General features: G+C 71.8%; 20 protein-coding genes. 9 read left to right on the forward strand and 11 right to left on the reverse strand.

Features of this window, described 5'->3' with window-relative positions; genetic code table 11:
• From ABZT12_RS26440 to ABZT12_RS26455, 4 genes are all read right to left on the reverse strand, one after another.
• Window positions 1-2,077, reverse strand: a 2,077-nt coding sequence (locus ABZT12_RS26440) for a GH92 family glycosyl hydrolase (RefSeq protein WP_356389034.1), incomplete at its 3' end; no start/stop codon positions are given.
• Window positions 2,078-2,913: 836 nt separating this feature from the next.
• Complete coding sequence (locus ABZT12_RS26445) at window positions 2,914-4,494, reverse strand: ATP-binding protein (protein ID WP_356389036.1); 1,581 nt, start codon at window positions 4,492-4,494, stop codon at window positions 2,914-2,916.
• Window positions 4,491-4,640, reverse strand: coding sequence for a hypothetical protein (locus tag ABZT12_RS26450; RefSeq protein ID WP_356389038.1), 150 nt, complete (start codon window positions 4,638-4,640; stop codon window positions 4,491-4,493). Before ABZT12_RS26450 ends, ABZT12_RS26445 begins: the two co-directional genes overlap by 4 nt.
• 251 nt (window positions 4,641-4,891) lie before the next feature.
• Window positions 4,892-7,690, reverse strand: coding sequence for an aconitate hydratase (locus tag ABZT12_RS26455; protein ID WP_356389040.1), 2,799 nt, complete (start codon window positions 7,688-7,690; stop codon window positions 4,892-4,894).
• 267 nt (window positions 7,691-7,957) lie between these two features.
• On the opposite strand from ABZT12_RS26455, the gene ABZT12_RS26460 reads away from it, so the two are divergent.
• Together ABZT12_RS26460 and ABZT12_RS26465 are read left to right on the forward strand one after the other, a co-directional pair.
• Window positions 7,958-8,155, forward strand: coding sequence for a DUF4236 domain-containing protein (locus tag ABZT12_RS26460; RefSeq protein ID WP_356389042.1), 198 nt, complete (start codon window positions 7,958-7,960; stop codon window positions 8,153-8,155).
• 85 nt (window positions 8,156-8,240) lie between these two features.
• Window positions 8,241-9,770, forward strand: a complete 1,530-nt coding sequence (locus ABZT12_RS26465; protein ID WP_356389044.1) for a UDP-N-acetylglucosamine 1-carboxyvinyltransferase — start codon at window positions 8,241-8,243, stop codon at window positions 9,768-9,770.
• Between the two features lie 874 nt (window positions 9,771-10,644).
• Here the strand turns inward: ABZT12_RS26465 and ABZT12_RS26470 are convergent.
• The gene (locus tag ABZT12_RS26470) at window positions 10,645-11,634 is read right to left on the reverse strand and encodes an AsnC family transcriptional regulator (RefSeq protein WP_356389046.1); all 990 of its coding nucleotides are present in this window, start codon (window positions 11,632-11,634) and stop codon (window positions 10,645-10,647) included.
• A gap of 143 nt (window positions 11,635-11,777) precedes the next feature.
• Here ABZT12_RS26470 and ABZT12_RS26475 point away from each other — a divergent pair, with 143 nt between their 5' ends.
• The 4 genes from ABZT12_RS26475 to ABZT12_RS26490 all read left to right on the forward strand — a co-directional run bounded on the left by ABZT12_RS26475 (window position 11,778) and on the right by ABZT12_RS26490 (window position 15,202).
• On the forward strand, window positions 11,778-13,418 hold the full coding sequence (locus ABZT12_RS26475; RefSeq protein WP_356389048.1) for an MFS transporter: 1,641 nt from the start codon (window positions 11,778-11,780) through the stop codon (window positions 13,416-13,418).
• A gap of 236 nt (window positions 13,419-13,654) precedes the next feature.
• A complete protein-coding gene (locus tag ABZT12_RS26480) occupies window positions 13,655-14,263 on the forward strand; it encodes a DUF5994 family protein (RefSeq protein WP_356389050.1) in 609 nt (202 codons plus the stop codon).
• A gap of 5 nt (window positions 14,264-14,268) precedes the next feature.
• On the forward strand, window positions 14,269-14,484 hold the full coding sequence (locus ABZT12_RS26485) for a hypothetical protein (RefSeq protein WP_356389052.1): 216 nt from the start codon (window positions 14,269-14,271) through the stop codon (window positions 14,482-14,484).
• 322 nt (window positions 14,485-14,806) lie between these two features.
• Window positions 14,807-15,202, forward strand: a complete 396-nt coding sequence (locus tag ABZT12_RS26490) for an STAS domain-containing protein (protein WP_356389054.1) — start codon at window positions 14,807-14,809, stop codon at window positions 15,200-15,202.
• 263 nt (window positions 15,203-15,465) lie between these two features.
• Here the strand turns inward: ABZT12_RS26490 and ABZT12_RS26495 are convergent, their stop codons facing one another.
• The 4 genes from ABZT12_RS26495 to ABZT12_RS26510 form a co-directional block, all read right to left on the reverse strand.
• Window positions 15,466-16,479 (reverse strand): HTTM domain-containing protein, encoded by a 1,014-nt coding sequence (locus ABZT12_RS26495; RefSeq protein ID WP_356389173.1) that lies wholly within the window; start codon window positions 16,477-16,479, stop codon window positions 15,466-15,468.
• Window positions 16,480-16,606: 127 nt separating this feature from the next.
• A complete protein-coding gene (locus ABZT12_RS26500; RefSeq protein WP_356389056.1) occupies window positions 16,607-17,206 on the reverse strand; it encodes a DUF5819 family protein in 600 nt (199 codons plus the stop codon).
• Between the two features lie 273 nt (window positions 17,207-17,479).
• Entirely contained in the window at window positions 17,480-18,949 is a 1,470-nt protein-coding gene (locus ABZT12_RS26505; RefSeq protein ID WP_356389058.1) for an ice-binding family protein, read from the reverse strand.
• A 447-nt stretch (window positions 18,950-19,396) separates the two neighbouring features.
• Window positions 19,397-19,822, reverse strand: a complete 426-nt coding sequence (locus ABZT12_RS26510; RefSeq protein ID WP_356389060.1) for a DUF6299 family protein — start codon at window positions 19,820-19,822, stop codon at window positions 19,397-19,399.
• A gap of 334 nt (window positions 19,823-20,156) precedes the next feature.
• Between ABZT12_RS26510 and ABZT12_RS26515 the strand changes: the two genes are divergently transcribed.
• Complete coding sequence (locus ABZT12_RS26515; RefSeq protein ID WP_356389062.1) at window positions 20,157-20,351, forward strand: DUF5999 family protein; 195 nt, start codon at window positions 20,157-20,159, stop codon at window positions 20,349-20,351.
• A 14-nt stretch (window positions 20,352-20,365) separates the two neighbouring features.
• Here ABZT12_RS26515 and ABZT12_RS26520 read toward each other — a convergent pair whose 3' ends face one another.
• On the reverse strand, window positions 20,366-20,764 hold the full coding sequence (locus ABZT12_RS26520) for a RidA family protein (RefSeq protein WP_356389064.1): 399 nt from the start codon (window positions 20,762-20,764) through the stop codon (window positions 20,366-20,368).
• Window positions 20,761-21,885, reverse strand: coding sequence for an acyl-CoA dehydrogenase family protein (locus tag ABZT12_RS26525; RefSeq protein ID WP_356389066.1), 1,125 nt, complete (start codon window positions 21,883-21,885; stop codon window positions 20,761-20,763). The genes ABZT12_RS26520 and ABZT12_RS26525 overlap by 4 nt, the downstream gene beginning before the upstream one ends.
• Window positions 21,886-22,027: 142 nt before the next feature.
• Between ABZT12_RS26525 and ABZT12_RS26530 the strand changes: the two genes are divergently transcribed.
• Window positions 22,028-23,620, forward strand: a complete 1,593-nt coding sequence (locus ABZT12_RS26530; RefSeq protein WP_356389068.1) for an AMP-binding protein — start codon at window positions 22,028-22,030, stop codon at window positions 23,618-23,620.
• A 15-nt stretch (window positions 23,621-23,635) separates the two neighbouring features.
• Window positions 23,636-24,448, forward strand: a complete 813-nt coding sequence (locus ABZT12_RS26535; protein ID WP_356389070.1) for a PaaX family transcriptional regulator C-terminal domain-containing protein — start codon at window positions 23,636-23,638, stop codon at window positions 24,446-24,448.
• The last annotated feature ends 47 nt before the right edge of the window (window positions 24,449-24,495 follow it).

Consider the following 24,495-nt stretch of genomic DNA (forward strand, 5'->3'; position numbering starts at 1 on the left):
GGTCGTCGTTGCCGGGGATACCGCCGGGCCCGGCCGACCAGAGCCGGGTCATCGCGGCACGGACGGTCTCCTGCGTCTTGTAGGGGGCGCCGGCGTAGTCGTACAGGTAGGGGACGTTGACGGACGGCTCGTTGTCCAGCTCCGACTTGTCGCCGCCGCTGCCGGTGAAGGCCCAGCCGCCGTCCGCCTCGTGGAAGAAGGAGTCGAGCCGGGCGAGGGCCTTGTCCCGGCCGCCGAGCGCCGCGAACAGGCCCGCCGGGTTGTGCTGCACCATCCAGGTGTACTGGGCCGCCGTGCCCTCCACGAAGCCGTTGCCGGTGGCCGGGGTGAAGCCGGTGACCCAGCTGCCGTCGGCCTTGCGGTTGGCGATGTAGCCGCCGGTGGGGTCGGCCGCGATGTTGAAGTTGTTCTGCCACCACTGGGACCGCTCGGCGAAGGCCGTCGCCGTGTTCTTCCTCCCGGCTGCCGTGGCGAGTTGGGAGAGCGAGAAGTCCGCCGTGGACATCTCCAGCGTCTCGGCCGCGCCGCCCCAGGCGTTGGAGACCGACGGCATGTAGTGCAGTTGCAAGTACTTGTCCAGGGACGGGCGTTGGCCCGCCGAGAGTACGGGCTTGCCGGACGAGGAGAGGTCCTGCACGGTCGGTACGGTGGCCGCCCGCACGAGGGAGTCGAGCGCGCCGCCGAGGTCGAAGTCCGTGCCGCCGAAGGCGCGGATCCCGGCCAGGGCGGTGGGCGAGGGGTCACCGTTCATGACGTGCGTACCGCTCGCGCCGTGCAGCCAGCGGTCCCAGACTCCCCCGTTCTGCGTGGCCAGTTCGTACAGCGACTGGGCGATGTCCGAGCCGGTGCGGGGGCTGAGGAGGGTGAGCAGCTGGACCTGGGAGCGGTAGACGTCCCAGCCGGAGAAGGTGCCGTACTGCGCCCGGTGGCCGCGGCCGACCGTGTGCACCTGGTCGTCGCTGCCCCGGTATCTGCGGTCGGTGTCGCTGATCACGTTCGGATGCAGCAAGGCGTGGTAGAGCGCGGTGTAGAAGGTGGTGCGCTCCGCGTCGGTCCCGCCGCCGACCCTGATCCCGGCGAGCTGGTCGCGCCAGGCCCGGTGCGCCGCGTCCTGGACGGCCTCGAAGGTGCGGTGCGGCGGGTTCTCGGCGGCGAGGTTGGCCTCGGCGCCGCCCTGACTGACGTAGGAGATACCGACCTTGACGTTGACCGGGCCGGTGCCGGGCGCGAACTCGACGTAGCCGCCCGCCCCCTTGCCCGCGACCGGCCGGCCTCCGTTGGCGAATCCGCCGGTGGAGCCGGACGCGGTGGTCGAGCCGGGGCTCAGCGTGTCGTCGTGCCAGGTGCCGGTGGTCTTGAAGGCCCGGTCGAAGCGGGCCGTGAAGTGCAGGGTGTAGTAAGCGCGTTGGCCCTCGGGATCGAGGTAGCCGCAGAAGTTCCCCGAGGTGACGGAGCCGGAGACCGTGCGGGTCGTGGGATCGATGGTGACCGACGAACCGGTGGACCCCACCTCGGAGTTGGCGGTGCGGATCAGCAGCGAGGCGGGCTTGTCGGAGGGGAAGGTGAAGCGGGCCGAGCCGGTGCGGGCGGTGGCGGTGAGGTCGGCGGTGACGCCGGAGGCGAGGCCCACCTCGTAGTGGCCTGGCTCGGCGGTCTCGTCGGTGTGGGCGAAGTCGGCGGCGTAGACGGCGTCCTTGGTGTCGCTCGCCGGGGAGGAGGTGACCTCGCCCGCGTAGGGGAAGAACGGGATGTCGCCGCTGCCGCCCGCGCAGCCGGTGCCGGACATGTGGGTGAGGCTGAAGCCGCGGATACGGGTGGCGTCGTACTGGTAGCCGCCGGGGGCCGCGGTGCTGGTGGCGCTGGAGCGGGTGTTCTCCGGGCTCCAGGAGAGCATGCCGAAGGGCACGACGGCCCCGGGGAAGACGTTGCCGCCGTTCTTGGTGCCGATGAGCGGATCGACGTAGGCGGTCGGGTCCTTGACCAGTCGGGGCGGGGCGGCGGTCGCCGCCAGGGCGGGGGTGCCACCGCCGACCGCGAGCGCGGCGGCCAGCAGCAGGGACATGGGACGGAAACGCATGACGCGGCCCCTCCTTCGGACGGGTCGCGCACCACGGGTCGCACAAGCCGCTCGGACAGTAACGTGCGCCACCGGTACCACGGAAGAGCGCCTGCGCACGCGGGCCGCACGGGTCGCCCTGGCCGTCCGCCCGGACGGCGTAGGACCGGCCCCCGGTGGCGGGCGGCGGCGGACGGCACGACAACTGGCTTGACATCGTTGTCCGTTGACGCGGTAAAGTCATGCACATACCACTCGACAACGTTGTCGCACCGCGGTGTCACCCCAAGCCACGTATCACCCGGACAGGGCCCACACTCCCCCAAGCCTGTCCGGCTCGCGGATCCGGTGGGCCTCCCCCACCGGATCCGCCCGGAGTGACGGCCGGGCCCGGCCACGGCCGACCCGATCCGGCAGGACAGGGCAGGGCAGGGCAGGGCGAAGCAGGGCACGGCAAAGCAGGCAGGACCGTCGCGGTAGCGGTGCCGGCCCCGGTGAGGGCATGGGTGACGTGGACTCCGGGCGAGGCGTGGCGAGTTGGCCACTCCCGCCCACATTGTGGATCGTGACGTTCCGGTCGCTGGGTGATGGGTGGGGTGGGACACCCTTCGGCGGGTTCCGGACCGTCGGAAAGTGGGAGCGCTCCCACCCCACCTGTCCGTGAAGTTAGCGCGGACTGGGGTGGGTGTAAACGGCGGGCACCGGAAGGGACGTGGCGGGAGTCGGGCCCGGGACGCCGGTGTGGCGGTGGGCGCGGCCGGTCGGGGGGTGCGAGTGAGGCCGGGGTAGCGCTGGGCGCGGCCGGTCGGGGAGTGGGAGTCAGGCCGGAGCGGCGGTAGGCGCGCGGAAAGTGGCGGTCAGGCCCTGGCGGCGGCCCGGTGCTGTGTCGGGGTGCCCGGCGACGGCGCGGGTGGTGCGGGGACCGCGGGCGGCGCGGGTGGTGCGGGGACCGCGGGCGGCGTGGGTGGCAGGTGGAGGGTGAACTCCGTTCGGCCGGGGGCGCTTTCGACCTCGATGCGGCCGTCGTGGGCGCCGGTGATCGCCGCGGCGACGGCGAGGCCGAGGCCGGAGCCGCCAGGCTGGGCGCCGGTGCGGGCGCGTGAAGTGTCGGCCCGGGTGAACCGTTCGAAGACCGTGGGCAGCAGGGCCGGCGGGATGCCGGGACCGTCGTCGCGCACCCGGACGACTCGGCGGCCTGCCGTGGCTTCGACGGAGGCCACCACCGTGGTGCCCACAGGCGTGTGCGAACGGGCGTTGGCCAACAGGTTGGCCACCAGCTGACGCAGCCTGGCCTCGTCGCCGATGACCGACGCCGGGGCGTCGAGCGTCAGTTGGAGCTGCCAGTCGTGGCCGGTGGCGGCGGCGCGCGCGTCCCACACCGCCTCCGCGACCACCGCCGCGAGATCCACCTCGGCGGACGCCAACGGCCGCCCCTCATCGAGCCGGGCGAGCAGCAGCAGGTCCTCCACCAGCCCGGTCATCCGCGCCGACTCGGCGGTGACCCGGCGCCAGGCGAGGTCGGGTTCGATACGGCCGGCGCCGCGGTTCATCAGCTCCGCGTACCCGGCGATCGAGGCGAGCGGGGTGCGGAGTTCGTGGCTGGCGTCCGCGAGGAAGCGGCGCATGCGCTCCTCCGCGCGGTGGCGTTCGGCGAGCGAGGACTCGACGTGGTCGATCATCCGGTTGAGCGCCGCCCCGACCTGGCCGGTTTCGCTGCCGGGGCGGGTGTCCCGCTCCGGTACCCGGGTGAGCCCGGTGGGGCCGCCCTCGCCGAGCGGAGACCGCGAGACCTCGGCGGCGGTGGCGGCGACCCGTCCGAGCGGCCGCAGTTGCCGTCGTATGACGACCGCGCAGAGGCAGCCCGCCACGGTGAGTCCGACGGCCGCGACGGCGGCCTCGACCGCCACCAGGCCGTTGATCATGTGCTGTACGTCGTCCGTCGGCAGACCGGTGAGGAGCAGGGCCCCGTCCTCGTCGAGCGCGGCGAGCCGGTAGGTGCCGAGGCCGGGCACGGTGCGGGTGTGCAGCGCGCCGTCCGCCGTGATCCCCCCGAGGGCCGAGCGCTGGGCGGCGGTGAGGGCCCGGAGGGCGGCGTCCTGATCGACGACGGCCGCGGCGACGACGGTGCCCTGGGCGTCGGTCCGTGCGGCGAGCGTCCCGGCCGGTTGTCCGCTGCCGCCCGGCAGACCGCGGCCGACGCCTGGTCCGAGGCTCAACTCGGCGGCGGTGGAGCCGTGTTCGGCAAGGGCGGAGCCGTGTTGGGCGGCGGCGCGGACCCGGTCGTCGAAGTCACCGAACAGGTAGGCGCGCTGGACGAAGACGGTGGAGAGGGCCATCGCGGCGCACACGACGACGAGGGTGGCGCCGACCACGAGCAGCAGACGGGTGCGCAGCGAGCGTCCGCGCAGCCGGCCCAGGACGCCGGGACGGGGGCTCATCTGCCGTCCACCACGGGCCCGTTGGCGTATCTCGTCATCCGCACGGCGGGTGCTGTCGCCGTCCGGCCCCGGTCGGTGGGCGCGGGCTCGTCGTCCACGGTCGGTACGCGCGGCAGGCCGGTGCGGGACTCAGGATTGCCAGTCATGTACCGATCGTGTCCCGGCCCGCTGAGGGAATCCTGTGCACCGGATGTGCGCAGACGAGGAGTTCGAAGTTCGCGGACCCGGCGCAATGGCCATATCGCCCTCTCCACACGGGAATTGGCGTGCTTGGGGAGGGCGGGGAGGAGGCCGGGAGCCGAGGGCCCGGAGCGGCGGTGCGGCCGGGAACGCGGACGGCCGCCGCCCCGGGTGGGGGCGACGACCGCGGGCCCGGGCGGTCAGGCCCGGAGCGTGATCACTTGCGGATCAGGTTGCGGAGCACGTACTGCAGGATGCCGCCGTTGCGGTAGTAGTCCGCCTCGCCGGGGGTGTCGATGCGGACGACCGCGTCGAACTCCACGCCGGTGTCGGTGGTGACCTTGACCGTGCGCGGGGTGGTGCCGTCGTTCAGCTCGGTGAGGCCGGCGATGGAGAAGGTCTCCTCACCGGTCAGACCGAGGCTCTCGGCGGTCTGGTCCGCCGGGTACTGGAGCGGGACGACGCCCATGCCGATCAGGTTGGAGCGGTGGATGCGCTCGTAGGACTCGGCGATGACGGCCTTGACGCCGAGCAGCGCGGTGCCCTTGGCCGCCCAGTCGCGGGACGAGCCGGAGCCGTACTCCTTGCCCGCCAGGATGACCAGCGCGGTGCCCTGCTCGATGTAGTTGCGCGAGGCGTCGTAGATGAAGGCGACCGGGCCGCCGTCCTGGGTGAAGTCGCGGGTGAAGCCGCCCTCGGTGCCCGGCGCGATCTGGTTGCGCAGGCGGATGTTGGCGAAGGTGCCGCGGATCATGACCTCGTGGTTGCCGCGGCGCGAGCCGTAGGAGTTGAAGTCACGCCGCTCGATGCCGTGCTCGGTGAGGTACTTGCCCGCCGGGGTGTCGGCCTTGATGGCGCCGGCCGGGGAGATGTGGTCGGTGGTGACCGAGTCGCCCAGCTTGGCCAGGACACGCGCGCCGACGATGTCGGTGACCGGGGTGGTCTCCATCGTCATGCCCTCGAAGTACGGGGGCTTGCGCACGTAGGTGGACTGCGGGTCCCACTCGAAGGTGTTGCCGGTGGGGATCGGCAGCGCCTGCCACTGGGCGTCGCCCGCGAAGACGTCCTGGTAGGACTTGTTGAACATGTCCTCGCCGATGGCGTTCGCCACGACGTCGTTGACCTCGGCCTCGGAGGGCCAGATGTCCGCCAGGAAGACCGGCTTGCCGTCCTGGTCGGTGCCGAGGGCGTCCTTGGTGATGTCCACCCGCATGGAGCCCGCGAGGGCGTACGCGACGACCAGCGGCGGGGAGGCCAGGTAGTTCATCTTGACGTCGGGGTTGATCCGGCCTTCGAAGTTGCGGTTGCCGGAGAGCACCGAAGTGACGGCCAGGTCATGGTCGTTGACGGCCTTGGAGACCTCCTCCGGCAGCGGGCCGGAGTTGCCGATGCAGGTGGTGCAGCCGTAGCCGACGAGGTTGAAGCCGACCTTGTCGAGGTAGGGGGTGAGGCCCGCCTTGTCGAAGTAGTCGGTGACGACCTTGGAGCCGGGCGCGAGGGTGGTCTTGACCCACGGCTTGCGGGTCAGGCCCTTCTCCACGGCCTTCTTCGCGACGAGCGCGGCGGCGACCATGACGTACGGGTTCGAGGTGTTGGTGCAGGAGGTGATGGCCGCGACCGTCACCGCGCCGTGGTCGATCTCGTACGTCGAGCCGTCGGAGGCGGTCACCGTGACCGGGGTCGACGGGACCGCGGCACCGGTGCCTTCGGCGTGCTGCGGCGCGCCGGCACCGTTCTCCTGGCTGCCGTAGGCGGGGGCGTCGGAGGCCGGGAACGACTCGGCGCTCGCCTCGTCGACCGGGGAGGCGGCGGCGCCCGGCCCCTGCGCGCCGGGGGCGTCGACGTAGTTGAGGACGTCCTTGGCGAACTGCTCGGCGGCGTTCGCGAGGACGATGCGGTCCTGCGGGCGCTTCGGGCCGGCGATCGAGGGGACGACCGTGGCGAGGTCGAGCTCCAGCTTCTCGGAGAAGTCGGGCTCGGCGGCCGGGTCGAGCCAGAGGCCCTGCTCCTTGGCGTACGACTCGACGAGCGCGAGCTGCTGCTCGGTACGGCCGGTCAGCTTCAGGTACTTGATGGTCTCGGCGTCGATCGGGAAGATCGCGGCGGTGGAGCCGAACTCCGGCGACATGTTGCCGATGGTGGCGCGGTTGGCGAGGGAGGTGGCGCCGACGCCCTCGCCGTAGAACTCGACGAACTTGCCGACCACACCGTGCTTGCGGAGCATCTCGGTGATGGTGAGCACGAGGTCGGTGGCGGTGGTGCCGGCGGGCAGCTCGCCGGTGAGCTTGAAGCCGACGACGCGCGGGATGAGCATCGAGACCGGCTGGCCGAGCATGGCGGCCTCGGCCTCGATGCCGCCGACGCCCCAGCCCAGCACGCCGAGGCCGTTGACCATCGTGGTGTGCGAGTCGGTGCCGACCAGGGTGTCGGGGTACGCCTGGCCGCCGCGGACCATGACGGTGCGGGCCAGGTGCTCGATGTTGACCTGGTGGACGATGCCGGTGCCGGGCGGGACGACCTTGAACTCGTCGAACGCGGTCTGGCCCCAGCGCAGGAACTGGTAGCGCTCGCGGTTGCGGCCGTACTCCAACTCGACGTTCTGCGCGAAGGCCTCGTGCGTACCGAACTTGTCGGCGATGACGGAGTGGTCGATGACCAGCTCGGCGGGGGCGAGCGGGTTGATCTTCGCCGCGTCACCGCCCAGCTCCTTGACGGCCTCGCGCATGGTGGCGAGGTCCACGACACAGGGCACGCCGGTGAAGTCCTGCATGATCACGCGGGCCGGCGTGAACTGGATCTCCTGCGACGGCTGGGCCTGGGAGTCCCAGCCGCCGAGGGCGCGGATGTGGTCGGCGGTGATGTTCGCGCCGTCCTCGGTGCGGAGCAGATTCTCCAGCAGGATCTTCAGGCTGTAGGGGAGCCGGGCGGAGCCCTCCACCTTGTCCAGACGGAAGATCTCGTACGACTCGTCGCCCACCTGCAGCGTGCTGCGGGCGTCGAAGCTGTTCGCCGACACGACAGTCTCCTTCATTGATGTGCGCGTTCCCACCGCATCCTGCCGCCACGACGTCTTGGCCGGTCCGCTAAGGTAAGACTAAGTTAGGCAAGCCTTACTAGAGTGTCGGCTCGATGGCGGCTGCGGTGCGCCTCGGTAGATATCTCGATGTCGAGATAACTCTAGTACATGGGCGCGGAATGGTCATGCCCGGGCGGTCTCGCGTTGGGCTGCCATGTCCGCGCCACTTCGGGGTACCCGGTGCGGGACGACGAAAGGGGGGCGGAAATGCCGCTCACGTTCCGCAAGAGCTTCCGGATCCTGCCCGGAGTCCGCCTGAACATCAACAAGGGCTCCTGGTCGATCACGACCGGCGGCCGCCACGGCCCGCGGCACACGCACAGCAGCACCGGACGCAGCACCACCTCGATGGACCTGCCCGGACCGTTCGGCTGGCGGAAGACGCACTCCCGCAAGCACAGTTGAGAACAGCCGAGGCACGACTGACCGTCCATCACCCGAACGGACCCCCCAAGAGGCGCCATCTCATATCTGAGATAACCTCGGCCTCATGGCAGACGACTACCTCGTACGCATCGGCAAGCTCATCCGTGACGCCCGGCAGCACCGGGGCTGGACACAGACGCAACTTGCGGAGGCACTCGGCACCAGCCAGAGTGCCGTCAACCGCATCGAGCGCGGCAACCAGAACATCAGCCTTGAGATGATCGCCCGGATCGGTGAGGCGCTGGACAGCGAGATCGTCTCTCTGGGCTACGCCGGGCCGATGCATCTGCGGGTGGTCGGCGGTCGCCGGCTCTCGGGCGCGATCGACGTGAAGACGAGCAAGAACGCGTGCGTGGCGCTGCTGTGCGCCTCGCTCCTGAACAAGGGGCGCACAGTACTGCGCCGCGTCGCGCGCATCGAGGAGGTCTACCGCCTGCTGGAGGTGCTCGGCTCGATCGGCGTACGCACCCGCTGGATCAACGGCGGCATCGACCTGGAGATCGTGCCGCCTGCCGAGCTGGAGATGGCATCGATCGACGCGGACGCCGCCCGACGCACGCGCTCCATCATCATGTTCCTCGGCCCGCTCCTGCACCGCCTGGACGCCTTCACACTGCCCTACGCGGGCGGCTGCGACCTCGGCACCCGCACCATCGAGCCGCACATGATCGCCCTGCGCCGCTTCGGCCTCGACATCGCGGCGACCGAGGGCCTCTACCACGCGCAGGTCGACCGGTCCGTCGCCCCGGACCGGCCCATCGTGCTGACCGAGCGCGGCGACACGGTCACCGAGAACGCGCTGCTGGCCGCCGCCCGGCACGCCGGTGTCACGGTCATCCGCAACGCGTCCTCCAACTACATGGTCCAGGACCTCTGCTTCTTCCTGGAGGCGCTCGGCGTACGGGTCGAGGGCATCGGCACCACCACGCTCACCGTGCACGGCGTGCCGACCATCGACGTCGACGTCGACTACTCGCCCTCCGAGGACCCGGTCGAGGCGATGAGTCTGCTGGCCGCCGCCGTGGTCACCGAGTCGCAGCTGACGGTCCGCCGGGTGCCCATCGAGTTCCTGGAGATCGAGCTGGCGGTCCTGGAGGAGATGGGACTCGACCACGACCGCTCCCCCGAGTACGTCGCCGACAACGGCCGTACGCGACTGGTCGACCTCACCGTCCGGCCCTCCAAACTGGAGGCGCCGATCGACAAGATCCACCCGATGCCGTTCCCCGGTCTGAACATCGACAACGTCCCCTTCTTCGCGGCCATCGCGGCCGTCGCCCAGGGCCAGACGCTGATCCACGACTGGGTCTACGACAACCGCGCGATCTACCTGACCGACCTCAACCGCCTCGGCGGCCGGCTCCAACTCCTCGACCCGCACCGGGTGTTGGTCGACGGACCGACCCGCTGGCGAGCCGCCGAGATGATGTGCCCGCCCGCACTGCGCCCCGCGGTCGTCGTCCTCCTCGCGATGATGGCGGCAGAGGGAACGTCCGTCCTGCGCAACGTCTACGTCATCAACCGCGGCTACGAGGACCTGGCCGAACGCCTCAACTCGATCGGGGCGCAGATCGAGATCTTCCGGGACATCTGAGTCGATGGTGGCGCCGCACCCTGCCTGACCGCTGCGCGTGCGGGTCGGGGAAGGGTGCGGCGGCGCCTCCGGGACTTTTCCGGGACCTCCGGGACTTCCCCGGCACCTCCGGGACCTCCGGGACCTCTTCGGCGCCTCTGGGACTTCTCCCGGACTTCGGGTGCGGACCGGTCCCGCGTCGGCCGTCTGCCCGGTGAGGTCCGCGTCGACGGCGGGGCTGCCGCGCGCGCCCGCACGGGGCTCTCCGCGGCGAAACAGACGGCCGATCTTCGCGCGATCCCGCGCTCCAACTGCCGCACCTCCTCGACCTTCAGCGGTCGGGGCGTGTCCGCCTGCGGCCGGGTCGAACCCGCCTCCGCGTCTTTCGGCGTCACCTTGTTGCGTCCACCGAGGGACCTCCGCGTCGCGCACCCGGACGCGCAGCGTCCCGGGACCGATGTTCAGTTCGACGGCGACACCCCGCACGTCCGCCTGCCGCCCCGCCCGCCGACCGCCGCGACGCGATGGCGTCGGACCGCACTCCGGACCGCGCTTCGAGGGCCTCGCCACGGAGACCGCACACCTTCCTGAACCGTCGCTGTCCCTTCTGGGACAGTCGCTCGACGCGCCCGCGCCCGCTGTCGGGCCGTGGCGCACGCGGCCCGAGGCCGCCGGGGCTGAGCCTCTGGGACCGCCCCGCTGCGCGAAGACGGCGTCGGTGGCGGGGTCGTCGGCGGCGGCAGCGGTGGCACTCCGGCTTGGCGATTACGTCTGTCTTCGCCAACTCGGCCTACCGGAACCGTAGTTGCAGTAGTACCGGTTGATCGCCTTGCTCTCGTGCCCTGTCAGCAGAAGGGCGTACGGCGTCCGCCACCGCGCCGGTGCCCGGGCCTGTTCAGGCGGTCCGCAGCGTCGCCGCGGTCTTGTAGGTGCGCAGCACCGGTGCGGTCTCGATCCGCGCTATCGCGTCCAACGCCACCTTCCGGGTGAGGTAGTGGTGCAGTTCCTCGGCATCCCGGCACAGCGCGTGCGCGACCAGGTTCGTCGGACCGGTGGTCGCCGCGACCAACGCCAGTTCCTCGTGGCCGGCCAGCGCGCCGGCGACGTCGTCCAGGTGCACGGGCGCCACCTGCATCCACAGCAGCGCCGAGACGGTGACGCCCAGCAGCGCCGGGTCGATGTCCACGTCGAAGAACAGCGCGTTGCGCGCCCGGAGTTCGCCGAGCCTGCGGGCCGCCGTGGACGCCGTCGAGCCGGTCGCGGCGGCGAGGTCGGCGTAGCTGATGCGGGCGTCGTCGCGCAGCGCGTCCAGCAGCAGCCGGTCGGCGTCGGTCAGCAGGTACGCGGGCGCCCCCGGCGCCGGTTCCGGTCCGGGGTTCGCGCCGCTCTCGGCGCGCAGCCGGGCCTGCTGTGCGGCGTCGAGGGAGTCCACACGGCCGCGCCACGCGGTCGGCCCGCCGACGTAGGTGTGCAACAGGTAGTGCGCGGAGACCGCGGTGATCCCGGCGGTGCGCGGAATGTCGCGCAGCAGCAGCGCGTGGGCGTCCGGGCCCGCGGGCGTGGTGTGGATGATCGCCACGATCTCGGTGCCGCCGGAGGTCAGCCGTACCCACGAGGTGTCGGGGCGGCGCGCGAGCGCTACGGCGATGTCGTGGGCGGTGCGCGTCGCGGCGGTCAGCCGCACGAACCACTGGTGGGTGCCGGAGCTGCGCGGCGCGGGCAGCGTGACCACGCGCAGGCCGGCCTGCGCGTACAGGCGGCGGTAGCGGCGCACCACGGTCTGGGTGGAAATGCCGAGGACGTCGGCGACGAGCGTGAACGGCGCTCGCGCGTCCACCTGTAAGGCGTGGATCAGACCCCGGTCCAGATCATCCAGTACGAGCATATTCACCAAATTAGCCGACCCGGAAGGAAAGAAATATCGATCCTTCCTCCGTGAATGGAAGCCGCTGCGGGCGGGGTGCACGGTGGTCAACGGCCGCCTTACCGGGGCGGACCGCCGTCCCGTACACCGCAGGGGGAGAGAGCATGTCCCGCAGCACACCCGCCGACCCGACCCGCGATCCGGACCCCGACGTGAACTCGCGCCACGAACCAGCCTCTCCAGGGGTCCCGACCGCGCGCGAACCGGGACGCGAGCCGGAGCGCGGACCGGGGCGCGAGCCGGCGTGGGCCGTGCCCAGGCCCGTGCCTGGATCCGTGCCCGCGTCCACGGTGTCGGACCCCGCATCCGTGGTGTCGGAGCCCGCGTACCGGTGGCGGTGGCTCGCCCTGGGCGCGGTGCTGGTCGCCGAGGCCATGAACCTCCTCGACGCGACGATCGTCCAGGTCGCCGGTCCCGTCATCCACGCCGACCTCGGCGGCGTGGACGCCACCATCCCGTGGTTCAGCGCCTCCTACACCCTCGCGTTCGCGCTCGGGCTGCTGACCGGTGCCCGGCTGGGCGACATCGCCGGGCGCCGGCGCGTCTTCCGCATCGGCGTCGCCGCGTTCGCCGTCACCTCGCTGGCGTGCGCGCTCATCCCGTCCGCCGGGGCGCTGATCGGGTTGCGTGCGCTACAGGGCGCCGCCGCCGCGCTGATCATCCCGCAGACGTTCGGACTGATCCGGGCGATGTTCGACGGCGACGAACTGCCGAAGGCGCTCGGTACCATCGGCCCGGTCATGGGCCTGTCCGCGGTGCTTGGGCCGGTGCTCGGCGGAGTCCTGACGCACGCCGACGTCTTCGGGTCGTCGTGGCGCGCGGTCTTCCTCGTCAACCTCCCCCTCGCCGCCGCCGTACTGGCGATCGCGCCGCGCCTGCGCGAGGACCGCGCCCCGTCCCGCCCACACCTGGACCCGGTCGGGACCGTGCTGGCGATGACCGGCACCGCCCTGGTGGTGTGCCCGCTGGCCACCGGCGAACCGGGCCCGGTGGCGTGGGCGACCGCCGCGGGAGGCGCTGCCGTCCTCGCCCTGTTCGTCGCCCACCAGCGCCGTACCGCCCGCCTGGGCCGGGCCCCGTTGATCGAACCGGCGCTGTTGCGCGGCCGATCGTTCCCGGCGGCGCTGGCCACCTCGACGCTGTTCTTCGCCGTCATGAACGCCGTCATGATGACCGTGGTGCTGCACCTCGAACTGGGCCTCGGCCGCGGTCCGCTCACCGCGGGCCTGACGCTGCTGCCCTGGTCGACCGGACTCGCCGCGGGTTCATGGGCCGCGGGCGCCTACCTGGTCCCGCGCCACGGAACCCGCGTCATGCACGCCGGCACCGCCACCCTGGCCATCGGTCTGGCCGCGGCCGTCCTCGCCTACCGGGCAAGCGCCCCCGACGCGTACCCCGCGGCCCTGCCGTTCGCGCTCGCCGTCGCGGGCCTGGGCACCGGCCTGTTCACACCGCCGTTCTTCACCACCGCGCTGAGCGGCGTCGGCCCGCAGGAGACCGGCTCCGCCGCGGGGCTCCTCAACGCCGTCCAGCAACTCGGCGGCACGCTGGGCATCGCGGTCGCCGGCGGCATCTACCTCGCCCACGCGGACGCGCCGCGCACCGCCGCACAGACCGCGCTGGCCACCGCGGGGGCGATCCTGGCCGCGACCGCGGTCGCCGCCGCAGCGATGACCTCCCGTCGCACCACCATCCCGGCGGCCTCCGCACCGGCCGAGCCCGCGACACCGCCGACGCACACCTGACGGTTGCGAGACACGCGGCAAAGGGACAGAGAGACACTGCTTCTTCGCGGCCGTACGGGTCCGTTCGGGTCGTTCGGTCGCTTAGGTCCGTTCGGTCCGTTCGGTCCGTTCCGGCCGCCCGGGGAGTAGGGTGATTTCACCGAGGATATTTCGCGCACCGGCTTCCACGCCCGTGTCGTTTTCGGCGATCGAATACGCCGGGTCGGTTGTGGCCGGCCCGGGGCAGGGTCCGCGTCATGACCGCGACCATCTCTCCCTCGCCGACACGCGAAGCCGAAGAACGTTCCTCCGAGCCCCCTCTTGAGCCCTCTCTACGACTGGCGCTCGCACCCCCCGGTCCCGCGCCCGCTCTGCTGGACGGCGCATGGTGGCCCCGCTCACGTGATCTCGGTGCTGAACTCCCGTCTCTGACCGCCGCGTTGGACCCGTTGTGGGGCCGGATCACCCGGGTCACGGTGAATCCCACCCACTGGCCGGTCGTCCCGCGGAAGGTGGCCGTCGCCGGGCACGTGGTGAAGGTGGGCTGGTTCCTGGCCGAGCAGGATCCGCACGAACTGCTGCTGCTCTCCTACCATTCGGGCCGCTGGAATCTCCTGGTGGTCCCGCCGCGGACCGATCCCGCCTCGGCCGCGTGGATGATGGCTGCCGCGAGCGATCCGCGTGGCACGTCGACCGCGAGCCGGCTGATGGACGAGGCTGCGCGACTGCGGACGGGCTACGCGACGGACCGTGCCGTGGAAGCGGTCTGGGACTCCGAGGGAGGTCATGCGGGGCGCCGACCGGCCGCAGGGACACGGATTCCCGTCGTGACCGCCCTGTCCCCGCGTCGGCCGAAGGCGAGGTGAGCGTCATGGAGACGTTCGTGACCGTGGTCGTGATGGTGGCGATGATCGGCGTCGGGGTACTCCTGCTCCGCCTGCTCAACTCGCAGCACGGCGACCGTAAGTCCGCCTTCCACTACGGCCGCTCCGGGGTGCCTTCCCCGGGGCCGGCTGCGCGGGTTCAGCGAAAGACGCGTGGCCGGGCGAGGGCGAGCGGTGCCGGTGGTCGCCGCCGCCCGTCGTGACGGCGAGCGATCCGGGGCTCCGATCACCGCTCCAACTGCCCTATGCCTAGGGTGACATCAAGGCGTTTCCAATACTGCCGTCCGGGCCTCGGGCGGCACGTCTCCAGCACACGATGCCCCCGGGCGCGAACCTTCGTCCGGTCCCCCGCAGCATCCCCGACGACGTTTCGCCCCCCAGTCCGCCCAAGTCCGCGAACTCGGGCCGCCGGAACGGCCGTTCACCTACCACCTGGCACAGCCCCGCATCGGCGGACCGCCGAGAGAACCGGGCCCCGGCCCTGCCAAGCGACATTCTCCGAGAGACATGGCGAACCGAGGAGCCATGGCCCTTCCCCGGCTGAACGTCCACCGACGCGACCACGACACCCGCGCCCTGATCATCCTCGCGGGCGAAATGGACGTGACCACCGCCCCGCTGCTCGGCCTCACGCTGGCCACCTGCGCGCGCGACGGCATCCGCACGGTCGACGTCGATGCCACGGCGCTCGCCTTCTGCGACGTCAGCGGCCTCAACGCCTTCCTCGCGGCATCCCGGCTCGCGACCGACGCCGGAACCACCCTCCGACTGCACCATCCGCCGCCGATCATGGCCCGCCTCATCGAGATCACCGGCTCCGGGTCTCTGCTCGACGAGCGGCACGCAGCTCGTCCGTCCTCTCCGCGGGTTCCCCTCGCCGTCGCCGCGGCCGTACGCGGTGACAGCCCCGCTCTCCCCTGAGCCGCCACGCAGAGGGGTACTCATCCTGACTCCCGCCCCCGCGGTTCGTCCGCTGCGGGAGTGTGGCGCCTCCCCCACGAACGGCCTCGCGTACGACACCGGCCACAACTGGCCGTCACCGTACGCGAGGTGGTGCGTCCCATGCGCCGCATCACGCGAACTGGGTCGTGTGAACTGAGTTACGCGCGCCGAATCGTGTGAACTGAGTTACGCGCGCTGGGCTACGTGAACTGGATTACGCGCGCTCAGCTGCGTGAACTGGGTTACGTGGGTGACGTGGGCCGGGCGGAGTCGTGCCCGGGCACCGCCGCGTCGGGAGTGCCGCCGGACGGGCGGAGGGTACGCAAGAGCCGTCGGGCCAGGCTTCCCAGGGACCGGTAGAACCGGTCGGGGAGGAACGCGGCGTCGGCCACGATCATCGCTCCGGAGAAGAGGGGCAGCCCCATCAGCACGGCGATGCCGCTGTGCATGCCGAGCAGCAGCACCAGGACCGGGTACTTGAGCCGGCTGAACAGGGCGAACGGGAAGGCGACTTGGACCAGTACGGTCAGGTAGCCGATGAGCGCGATCAGCAGCGGGTGGCTGTCTGCCAGCTGGGACAGGGCGGGCCACGGCCGGAACAGGTCGAGGTTCAGGACGTAGTGCAGGGCCGTTCCGTTGCCCCAGGTGCCGCCCTGCACCTTGTACAGGCCCGCGGATCCGTACAGGACGCAGAGCTGGCCGGCGATGACCAGCATGGCGCAGTTGTGCACGACCACCGTCACGGTCTCCCGGGCCGCCGCGAGCGGATGGCGCGGCCTGCCGGCCTCTGCGCCGCTCCAGCGGCGGATGCCCGTGCGGTGGGCCGGGCCGCCGCCTGCGGAACGGAGCCGGGCCCGGCGGGCGTCGAGCGACCAGCGTCGCCCGCAGGCCGTGAAGACGAGGTAGACGGAGATGAGCAGGATCAGGTTGTCCCCGCCGTCCGTCATGAGGATCGCCCTGGCGTGGAACGACGCCACCACGACCGCGAAGAGGACGGACACGGCCCTGGTCCGCCAACCGAGCACGTACAGGGCGGAGATGACGAGGGCGGACGTGTAGCAGAGCTCGAAGTACGCGTGACTGTCGGACAGGGTGAGGACGCTGGCCCAGCCCGTCTGACCGAACAGCTCCTTCGCCAGCTCCGGTGTCCATGGCGAGTCCGGGCCCCAGATCGTGTTCCGGTGAGGGAACTCGCGTACCAGGAAGGCGAAGTACAGAAGTCCGTATCCGATGCGCAGCGCCGACGCCGCGTACAGGGAGACGGGGCGTTCGGTGAGGAGGGCGCGGAGCGCTTCGGCTCGGCCGAGGAGCCGGGCCGGGACGGGGGTGTCCGCCGGCCGACGGGAGTGCTGGCGGGGTACGGACGCCGCCGCGGGGAGCTGCTCAGTTTCCACGGGGGGTCACCTTCCACCAGGGGAGCAGGCGGGTCTCCGTGGCCGGGAGCCCCGCCACGGCCACGGCCGGGCGCGGTCCGCCACCGGGGACGGGCGCGGGGACGGGGTGCGTACGCACCCGGATCTGGATGGATTCGAAGGCGCCGTGGCGGTGCTCGGCGACGCGGTCCACGGCGATGTTCCGCAGGTACTGCTGGAGCATGTAGGCACGATCCGAGTGGGCGCGGTCGTCGCCGCCGTGGGTGTCGACGTACGCGGTCCAGGCGCGGCGGAGCATGTTCTGTGCGGTGTGGCTGGGGAAGGGGTCGTGTTCGACGGCGGCGTCGTCCACGGCGGTCAGGTCGAACCAGGTGCTGACCGTCATGGTGCCGTCGGCATTCGTGTGCGCGGTTCGCGCGGAGAACTGCCGGTTGACCGAGTCGGGGTCCGGCGCGAACAGTTTCCAGTTCTGCTCGAACAGTGGGTACACCCAGGCGTCGATCTGCCGGCTGTACCGCTGGGAGATGGCGTTGGGCGGAGCCACGTGCAGGAAGACCATGAGCAGGTGGACGAGCGACGTCGCCAGGCACAGGGCCGCGACCGCTCGCACAACCCATCCCAACAGGCTTCGCTGAGCGCCGAGTTGGGGCTCTTCCCGTGGGGGTCTTCTGTCAGCGGCTCGCTCCCGGTCCGTCACTTCCGCTGTCTCGACACCGCCTGGCACAGGCCCACCAGCCTTCCCGATGTGATGGTGCACGATGAATGGGTGGAAAACCGGGCGGCGTACGCCGGGATCTGAAGTGACCCCGCACGCACGCCGCCCTGCTGCCGGGCCCCTTCGGCCCGCTTACCGTTCCGCGTCAGGCCCCGAGGGGAGCCGTACTCAGTCGGCGTGGACTTCGTGACCCTCGCGGTCCTCGTGGCCCGCCGGGTGTTCGCCCTGGTCGTGCTGGTCGTGCTGGTCGTGCTGGTCGTGCTGGTCGTGCTGGTCACGGCCGTGGTGGTCGGTGTCCTGACCGTGCTCACGGTTGTCCTGACCCTGGTGCTCGCCGGCGTGGCCGCTGTGGTCGCGGTCGTCGCCCGGCTTGCCGGGCTGGTCGCCGTAGCCCTGGTTCTCCTCGTAGCCGCCCTGGTTGCCGGGCTTGTCGCCGTAACCGGGCTTGCCGCCGTGGTCGTGGCCGTGGCCCTGCTCGGGCTTGCCGTGGTCGTGACCGTGCCCGGGCTTGCCGTGGTCGTGGTCGTGCCCGTGGTGGTGACCGTTGCCGTTTCCGCCGTTGCCACCGCCGATCGTGCCGCCACCGATCGTGGCGCCGCCGATGGTGGTACTGCCCGTGGTGCCTCCGACGACGCCGCCGTTGGTGCCGCCGGTGGTACCGCCCGTCACCACGCCGCCGAGGACCCCGCCCAGCACGCCGCCGAGGACGCCACCGGTGGTGGTGCCCGCGGTCGTTCCCGTGGTGGTGGTGCCGGTGGTGCCCGTGGTGGTGCCCGTCGTACCGCCGGTGGTGCCGCCCGTGACGACCCCGCCGAGGACGCCGCCCAGGACGCCGCCGGTGGTGCCCGCCGTGGTGCCGGTGGTGGTGCCCGCGGTCGTTCCCGTGGTGGTGGTGCCGGTCGTGCCGCCGGTCGTGTCCGCGGCGCACTGGGGACGGGTGATCGTGTTCGTGTCGAGCGTCACGGATCCGTTACGGGCCAGGGCCCTGCCGTTGATGGTCGCGCCCGTGTTGGCGCTGATCGACGTCAGCGCGAGGATGTTGCCCACGAAGGTGGTGTTGGTCCCGAGCGTGGCCGAACTGCCGATCTGCCAGAACACGTTGCACGGCGAGGCGCCGTTGGTCAGGAGGACCCGGCTGGCGGACGCGGTCGTCAGCGTCGATCCGATCTGGAAGACCCAGACCGCGCTGGGGTCACCAGCGGCGTCCAGGGTCAGCGTGCCGGTGAGGCCGATGGACGACGAGCCGTTGTACACGCCGGGGGCCAGGGTGAGTCCGCCGAGGTCCGGGGGGAGGCTGGCGTCGGGGGCCTGTCCGGCGGCGTTGTTGTAGGCCGTGGTGAGGTCCGACTGAGCCTGAAGCGCCACGGCGTCGGCGGAGTGGATGGCTCCGTTGACGAGGCCGGGCGGGAATCCGCTGATCGCCGTTCCCGGGCTGACTCCGAGATCACCGGTGACCGTCGTCGGCCCGGTGTTGGTGACCGACTGGCCCCCCAGGACGGCGAAGCTGCTCGCCGTGCCGAGCGGAACCGGGGTGGCGATGGCACTGGCCTGAGTCGAGGTCATTGCCACCATGCCCAACGCGAGCACGAGGGTGAGGGCCGAGCCGGCCCATGCCGACACCGAGCGCCGTAGGGGCATGACAAGGTTTTTGCGCGTCATAGGGACCCAATTCCTGTGAGGAGGCGGCAGTTCGGGGAAGGTCCAGAAAGACTCAGAGCCGCCTGCCCACACATTATGGGTGAGCGATCTTGGCATATTCGTGATCAGCTTTGAGGCATACAGGTGGTCTATTAAATTGGCTCTACACATAACCTCCATTTTCCTAATTATCTGATCTGCGGAATCCGAGAACCCCTGTGAACTGGGGACTCTCGGAGCGTTGGGGGCTGTCTCAGGCGACGCACGGTGCGACATCAGCGACCGTAAGCATTTCTCGTCGCGAGGCGTCACGAGTGGGAATTCGGCGGTGGCGACTTCCCCCGCCACCCGCTCCTCCACCCCGTTTCACGAAATGGACGACACGGCCCGCGTCCCGTTTTCTTCGCGCGCCCGAGGGCGGAATCGGGCCGGTGGTCTGCCGGAGGGCTAGCCGCGCGCGAGGGTCACCGCCTGCTGTTGGCGCGCATGGAAGTAGGGCAGCGGGAGTCCGCCCTGGGGGCGGAGTTCCAGCAGGGTCGCCTCCACGTCGGCCGGGCCCGCGGACAGGGTGCCGGGTGAGGTCTTGCCCGAGTTCTGCCAGCGGTGCTGGACGCCGTCGCAGACCGCGCGGGTGCCGCCGATGCTGTGGCGGACCAGCGCGGAACCCTGGGCCACGGCCGAGCTGACGAAGACCGGGCCGGTGGCGCCGGTACAGCGGTAGGTGCCGGAGAGGGTGACGGTGCCGTCCGTGGCGATCGTGCCGCTCGGGTCGACGGTCAGGGTCTCGGACGGGTCGGCGGCCGTGCCGGTGGCCGTGGCGAGGAGGAGGAGCGCGGCGCCGGCCGCTGCGGCGAGGGCGGGACGGACGGACATGGGAAGCCTCCTGATGGTGGGGCCCCCACTGGTACCGGTCGCGCGGAACCAGGGTCGTGATCGTCACCCCTACGGTGGCGAGTCACGCGTGGACCAGCCTGCGATCCCGACCGCGCGGGCCCTCGCGGACGCGGCGTGCACCCGACCGTCGTGGAGCCATCCGTGTGCCGACCGTCACGGCCCCTTCCCCGTACCGGTCGTCGCGGCTCCGTCCGGGTGTTGTCCGCTTGTTGTCACGCTTCTCGGCCTGCCGTTCCGATGAGTTCGCGAGGGGAGGATGCTCTACTCGTACGGACGGTCCAGCCGGACGGTCCCGCCTAGATGGAGGTGCGCCATGTGTGCCCACCAATCCTCGTGCCCCGCCGCCGACAACAGCTCGCGGCATGTCGTCTCCGCCCACCCCGAGCAGGGCTGGACCCTGCTGTGTGACGGCGTCATCGTCTTCGACGACACGGGTGCCCTGCTGCCCGACGGCCGTGTCGTCGCCCCGGGCCGGGTCGGCAACGGCCAACTCGCCTTCGCGGGCTGACAGTTCGTTCCCCGCTAGGACAGCACCGCGAACCCGTCGAGCTCCACCATCGCCTTCTCGTCCCACAGGCGTACGACCCCGACGACCGCCATCGCCGGATAGTCACGGCCCGCCGACTCCCGCCAGATCGCGCCCAGTCGGGCGGCGTGGTGGCGATAGGCGGCGACGTCCGTGGCGTAGACGGTGACCCGGGCGAGGTCGGCCGGGGTGCCGCCCGCCGCGCGCAGCGCCGTCAGCAGGTTGGTGAGCGCCCGCTCGAACTGCTCGGGCAGACTGTCGCCGACCACCTCGCCGTGCGCGTCCAGCGCGGTCTGGCCGGCCAGGAAGACCACCCGGGACCCGGTGGCGACGACCGCGTGCGAGAAGCCGGCGGGCGGGGAGAGGGCGGGCGGATTGACCCGCTCCGCGCTCACCGGTCGAACTCCTTGTACAACTCCTTGGCGATGATGCCCCGTTGGACCTCCGTCGCGCCCTCGTAGATCCGTGGGGCGCGCACCTCGCGGTAGAGGTGTTCGAGGAGGTGGCCCCTCGACAGGGCGCGGGCGCCGTGCAGTTGGACCGCCGTGTCGACGACGTACTGCGCGGTCTCGGTGGCCAGCAGCTTCGCCATCGCCGCCCGTTTCGGGACGTCCGGGGCGCCCTCGTCGTACGCCGTCGCCGCCGCCAGGACCGCCAGCCGGGCCGTGTCCGTGCGCAGCGCCATCTCCGCGACCTGGTGGGCCACGGTCTGGAGGTCCCGCAACTTGCCGCCGAACGCGTCCCGTTGGGAGGTGTGCGCGAGGGTGGCGTCCAGGGCGGCCCGGGCCATGCCGACGGCGAACGCCCCCACGCTGGGCCGGAACAGGTTGAGTGTCTCCATCGCCACCCGGAAGCCCCGGTCGACCCCGCCGAGTACGTCGTCCACGGTCACCGGCACGCCGTCGAAGTCGAGGGTGCCGATGGGGTGCGGCGAGAGCATGTCGAGCGCGGCGCCGGTGAGGCCCGGCCGGTCGGCCGGGACGAGGAAGGCGGTCACACCGCGCGCGCCCGCGCCGGGCGTGGTCCGTGCGAAGACGGTGCAGAAGTCGGCCTCGGGAGCGTTGGAGATCCAGCACTTCTCGCCGGTGAGCCGCCAGCGCGAAGTGCCGTCGGGGTCCGCGCGCAGGGAGAGTGCCGCCGCGTCCGAGCCCGCCCCCGGCTCGGTCAGCGCGAAAGCGGCCACCGCCGTCCCGTCGGTCACCCCGGGCAGCCAGCGGGCGCGCTGGGCCGGGGTGCCGTGGGCATGGACGGGGTGGGCGCCGAGTCCCTGGAGGGCGAGGGCTGTCTCGGCCTCCGTACAGGCGTAGGCGAGGGACTCGCGCAGCAGGCAGAGGTCGAGCGCGCCGGAGTCGAACAGGCGCTTCAGCAGGCCGAGTTGACCGAGTTCGGCGAGGAGGTCGCGGTTGACGCGGCCCGGCTCGCCCTGCTCGGCGAGGGGGCGCAGCCGCTCGGCCGCCAGGGTGCGCAGCTCCGCGCACCACGCGGTCTGTGCCGGTTCGAGCGAGAATGCGGGCATCGCCGGTCCCCTCTTCGGTGGCTCCCCAGGTGCCGTGCCGTTCCCTGTCCGGTCTCCGCGAAGATATCGCGTAGCGTTGACTGTCGTCACCAACACGATACGCTCCAGGGGCGAGCCCACCACCACGAGGGGGCGAACCGCCATGAACGTCTCGGCCCACGTCGACACCTTCGCGCGCGACCACCTCCCGCCCCCGGAGCAGTGGCCGGCCCTCCCCCGCGACCTGCCGGAGCTGCGCTACCCCGGGCGCCTGAACTGCGCCGCCGCCCTCCTGGACCACCACGACCCCGGGCGCCCGGTCTTCCACACCCCCACCGGCGCCACCTGGAGCTACGGCGACCTGCGCACCCGGGTCGACCGGCTCGCCCATCTCCTCACCGGTGACCTGGGCGTCGTCCCCGGCAACCGGGTCCTGTTGCGCGGCCTCAACACACCCTGGCTCGCCGCCTGTTGGCTCGCCGTGCTGAAGGCGGGCGCGATCGCCGTCACCGTACTCGCCCAGCAGCGCCCGCACGAACTGCGCACGATGTGCGAGATCGCCCGGGTGCGGCACGCCCTCTGCGACAGCCGCGCCCTCGACGACCTCGTCAAGGCGGAGATCCCCGGCCTGCGGATCACGGCGTACGGCGGCGACGCCCCCGACGACCTGCTGAACCGGCCGGCGCCCGGCACTCCGTTCACCGCCGTGGACACCGCGTCCGACGACATCGCGCTGATCGCCTTCACCTCGGGCACGACCGGCCGGCCGAAAGGCTGTATGCACTTCCACCGGGACGTGCTGGCGATCGCCGACACCTTCTCCCGGCAGGTGCTGCGGCCCCGCGCCGACGATGTCTTCGCGGGCAGCCCTCCGCTCGGTTTCACCTTCGGACTCGGCGGTCTGGTGGTCTTCCCGATGCGGGCCGGCGCCAGTGCCCTGCTCCTCGAACAGGCCGGTCCCAGGCTGCTGTTGCCGGCCGTCGCGCGGCACCGGGTGTCGGTGCTGTTCACCGCCCCGACCGCGTACCGCGCGATGCTCGGGGAGCCGGCCGCGCACGACCTCTCGTCCCTGCGGCGCTGTGTCTCCGCCGGGGAGAACCTGCCGGCCGCCACCTGGCGGGCCTGGTACGAGCGGACCGGACTGCGGATCATCAACGGCATCGGTGCCACCGAGCTGCTGCACATCTTCATCTCGGCGGCCGACGACCGCATCAGGCCCGGCACCACCGGGCTGCCGGTACCGGGCTGGCAGGCCCGCACGGTGGACGGCGACGGCCGGCCCGTCCCGGACGGCGAACCAGGGCTGCTCGCCGTGCGCGGCCCCGTCGGCTGCCGGTACCTCGCCGACCCCCGGCAGCGCGACTACGTGCGCGACGGCTGGAACATCACCGGGGACACCTATGTCCGCGAGAGCGACGGCTACTTCCGCTATGTCGCCCGCGCCGACGACATGATCATCTCGGCCGGGTACAACATCGCGGGCCCGGAGGTGGAGGACGCGCTGCTGCGCCACCCCGACGTCGTGGAGGCCGCGGTCGTCGGACGGCCCGACGCGGCCCGCGGACAGGTGGTGGTGGCCTACGCCGTACTGCGGGAGGGCGCGCGCCGGGACGCCGAGGCCCTGCGCGGCTTCCTCACCTCCGAGCTGGCGCCGTACAAGTGCCCGCGCGAGATCGTGTTCCTCGCCGCCCTGCCCCGCACCGCGACCGGCAAGCTTCAGCGGTTCCGGTTGCGCACAGATGGTGACCAGCAATGATGCCGACGACCTAAGATGATCAACGTGTCCGACCAGCATGCTCCACGGTCTCTGATCGTCACGCTCTACGGCGCGTACGGCCGCTTCCTGCCCGGCCCGGTTCCGGTCGCGGAACTGATCCGGCTCCTGGCCGCCGCGGGCGTCGACGCACCCTCCGTGCGTTCGTCGGTGTCCCGGCTCAAACGGCGCGGGCTGCTCGTCCCGGCCCGTACGGCACAGGGCGCGGCGGGGTACGAACTGTCCCCCGAAGCGCGCCAGTTGATGGACGACGGCGACCGGCGTATCTACGCGACCGCTCCCGCGCGCGACGCGGGCTGGGTGCTCGCCGTCTTCTCGGTGCCGGAGTCGGAGCGGCAGAAGCGGCACCTCCTGCGCTCCCGGCTGGCCCGCCTCGGCTTCGGCACCGCCGCCCCCGGCGTGTGGATCGCCCCCGCGCGCCTCTACGAGGAGACCCGGCACACGCTGCGTCGGCTGCGGCTCGACCCCTACGTCGACTTCTTCCGGGGCGAACACCTCGGCTACGCGCCGACCGTCGAGTCCGTCGCCCGCTGGTGGGACCTGGCCGCGATCGCCAAGGAGCACGAGGCGTTCCTCGACCGTCACGCGCGCGTCCTCCGCGCGTGGCAGCGGCGGGCCGACACCCCGCCCGAGGAGGCGTACCGCGACTACCTCCTCGCCCTGGACTCCTGGCGCCACCTCCCCTACGTCGACCCCGGGCTGCCCGCGAGCCTGCTCCCCCGGGACTGGCCCGGCGTGCGCTCGGCCGAGGTGTTCCGGGGGCTGCACGAGCGGCTGCGGGACGCGGGGGCGGTCTTCGCGGGCGGCTGACGGGTCGCTCCGCCCCGGCATCACTCCGCGATGACGTAGCCCGTGGG

The sequence above is a fragment of the Streptomyces sp. NPDC005423 genome (genome assembly GCF_040606415.1).
Lineage (GTDB): Bacteria > Actinomycetota > Actinomycetes > Streptomycetales > Streptomycetaceae > Streptomyces.

What these genes read in the sequence shown, in the direction of transcription:
- ABZT12_RS26445 (WP_356389036.1), bottom strand. Translation starts at nt 4,494, where the DNA reads ATGAGCCCCCGTCCCGGCGTCCTGGGCCGGCTGCGCGGACGCTCGCTG.
- ABZT12_RS26450 (WP_356389038.1), bottom strand. Translation starts at nt 4,640, where the DNA reads ATGACTGGCAATCCTGAGTCCCGCACCGGCCTGCCGCGCGTACCGACC.
- ABZT12_RS26460 (WP_356389042.1), top strand. Translation starts at nt 7,958, where the DNA reads ATGCCGCTCACGTTCCGCAAGAGCTTCCGGATCCTGCCCGGAGTCCGC.
- ABZT12_RS26465 (WP_356389044.1), top strand. Translation starts at nt 8,241, where the DNA reads ATGGCAGACGACTACCTCGTACGCATCGGCAAGCTCATCCGTGACGCC.
- ABZT12_RS26470 (WP_356389046.1), bottom strand. Translation starts at nt 11,634, where the DNA reads ATGCTCGTACTGGATGATCTGGACCGGGGTCTGATCCACGCCTTACAG.
- ABZT12_RS26475 (WP_356389048.1), top strand. Translation starts at nt 11,778, where the DNA reads ATGTCCCGCAGCACACCCGCCGACCCGACCCGCGATCCGGACCCCGAC.
- ABZT12_RS26480 (WP_356389050.1), top strand. Translation starts at nt 13,655, where the DNA reads ATGACCGCGACCATCTCTCCCTCGCCGACACGCGAAGCCGAAGAACGT.
- ABZT12_RS26485 (WP_356389052.1), top strand. Translation starts at nt 14,269, where the DNA reads ATGGAGACGTTCGTGACCGTGGTCGTGATGGTGGCGATGATCGGCGTC.
- ABZT12_RS26490 (WP_356389054.1), top strand. Translation starts at nt 14,807, where the DNA reads ATGGCCCTTCCCCGGCTGAACGTCCACCGACGCGACCACGACACCCGC.
- ABZT12_RS26505 (WP_356389058.1), bottom strand. Translation starts at nt 18,949, where the DNA reads ATGCCCCTACGGCGCTCGGTGTCGGCATGGGCCGGCTCGGCCCTCACC.
- ABZT12_RS26510 (WP_356389060.1), bottom strand. Translation starts at nt 19,822, where the DNA reads ATGTCCGTCCGTCCCGCCCTCGCCGCAGCGGCCGGCGCCGCGCTCCTC.
- ABZT12_RS26515 (WP_356389062.1), top strand. Translation starts at nt 20,157, where the DNA reads ATGTGTGCCCACCAATCCTCGTGCCCCGCCGCCGACAACAGCTCGCGG.
- ABZT12_RS26525 (WP_356389066.1), bottom strand. Translation starts at nt 21,885, where the DNA reads ATGCCCGCATTCTCGCTCGAACCGGCACAGACCGCGTGGTGCGCGGAG.
- ABZT12_RS26530 (WP_356389068.1), top strand. Translation starts at nt 22,028, where the DNA reads ATGAACGTCTCGGCCCACGTCGACACCTTCGCGCGCGACCACCTCCCG.
- ABZT12_RS26535 (WP_356389070.1), top strand. Translation starts at nt 23,636, where the DNA reads ATGATCAACGTGTCCGACCAGCATGCTCCACGGTCTCTGATCGTCACG.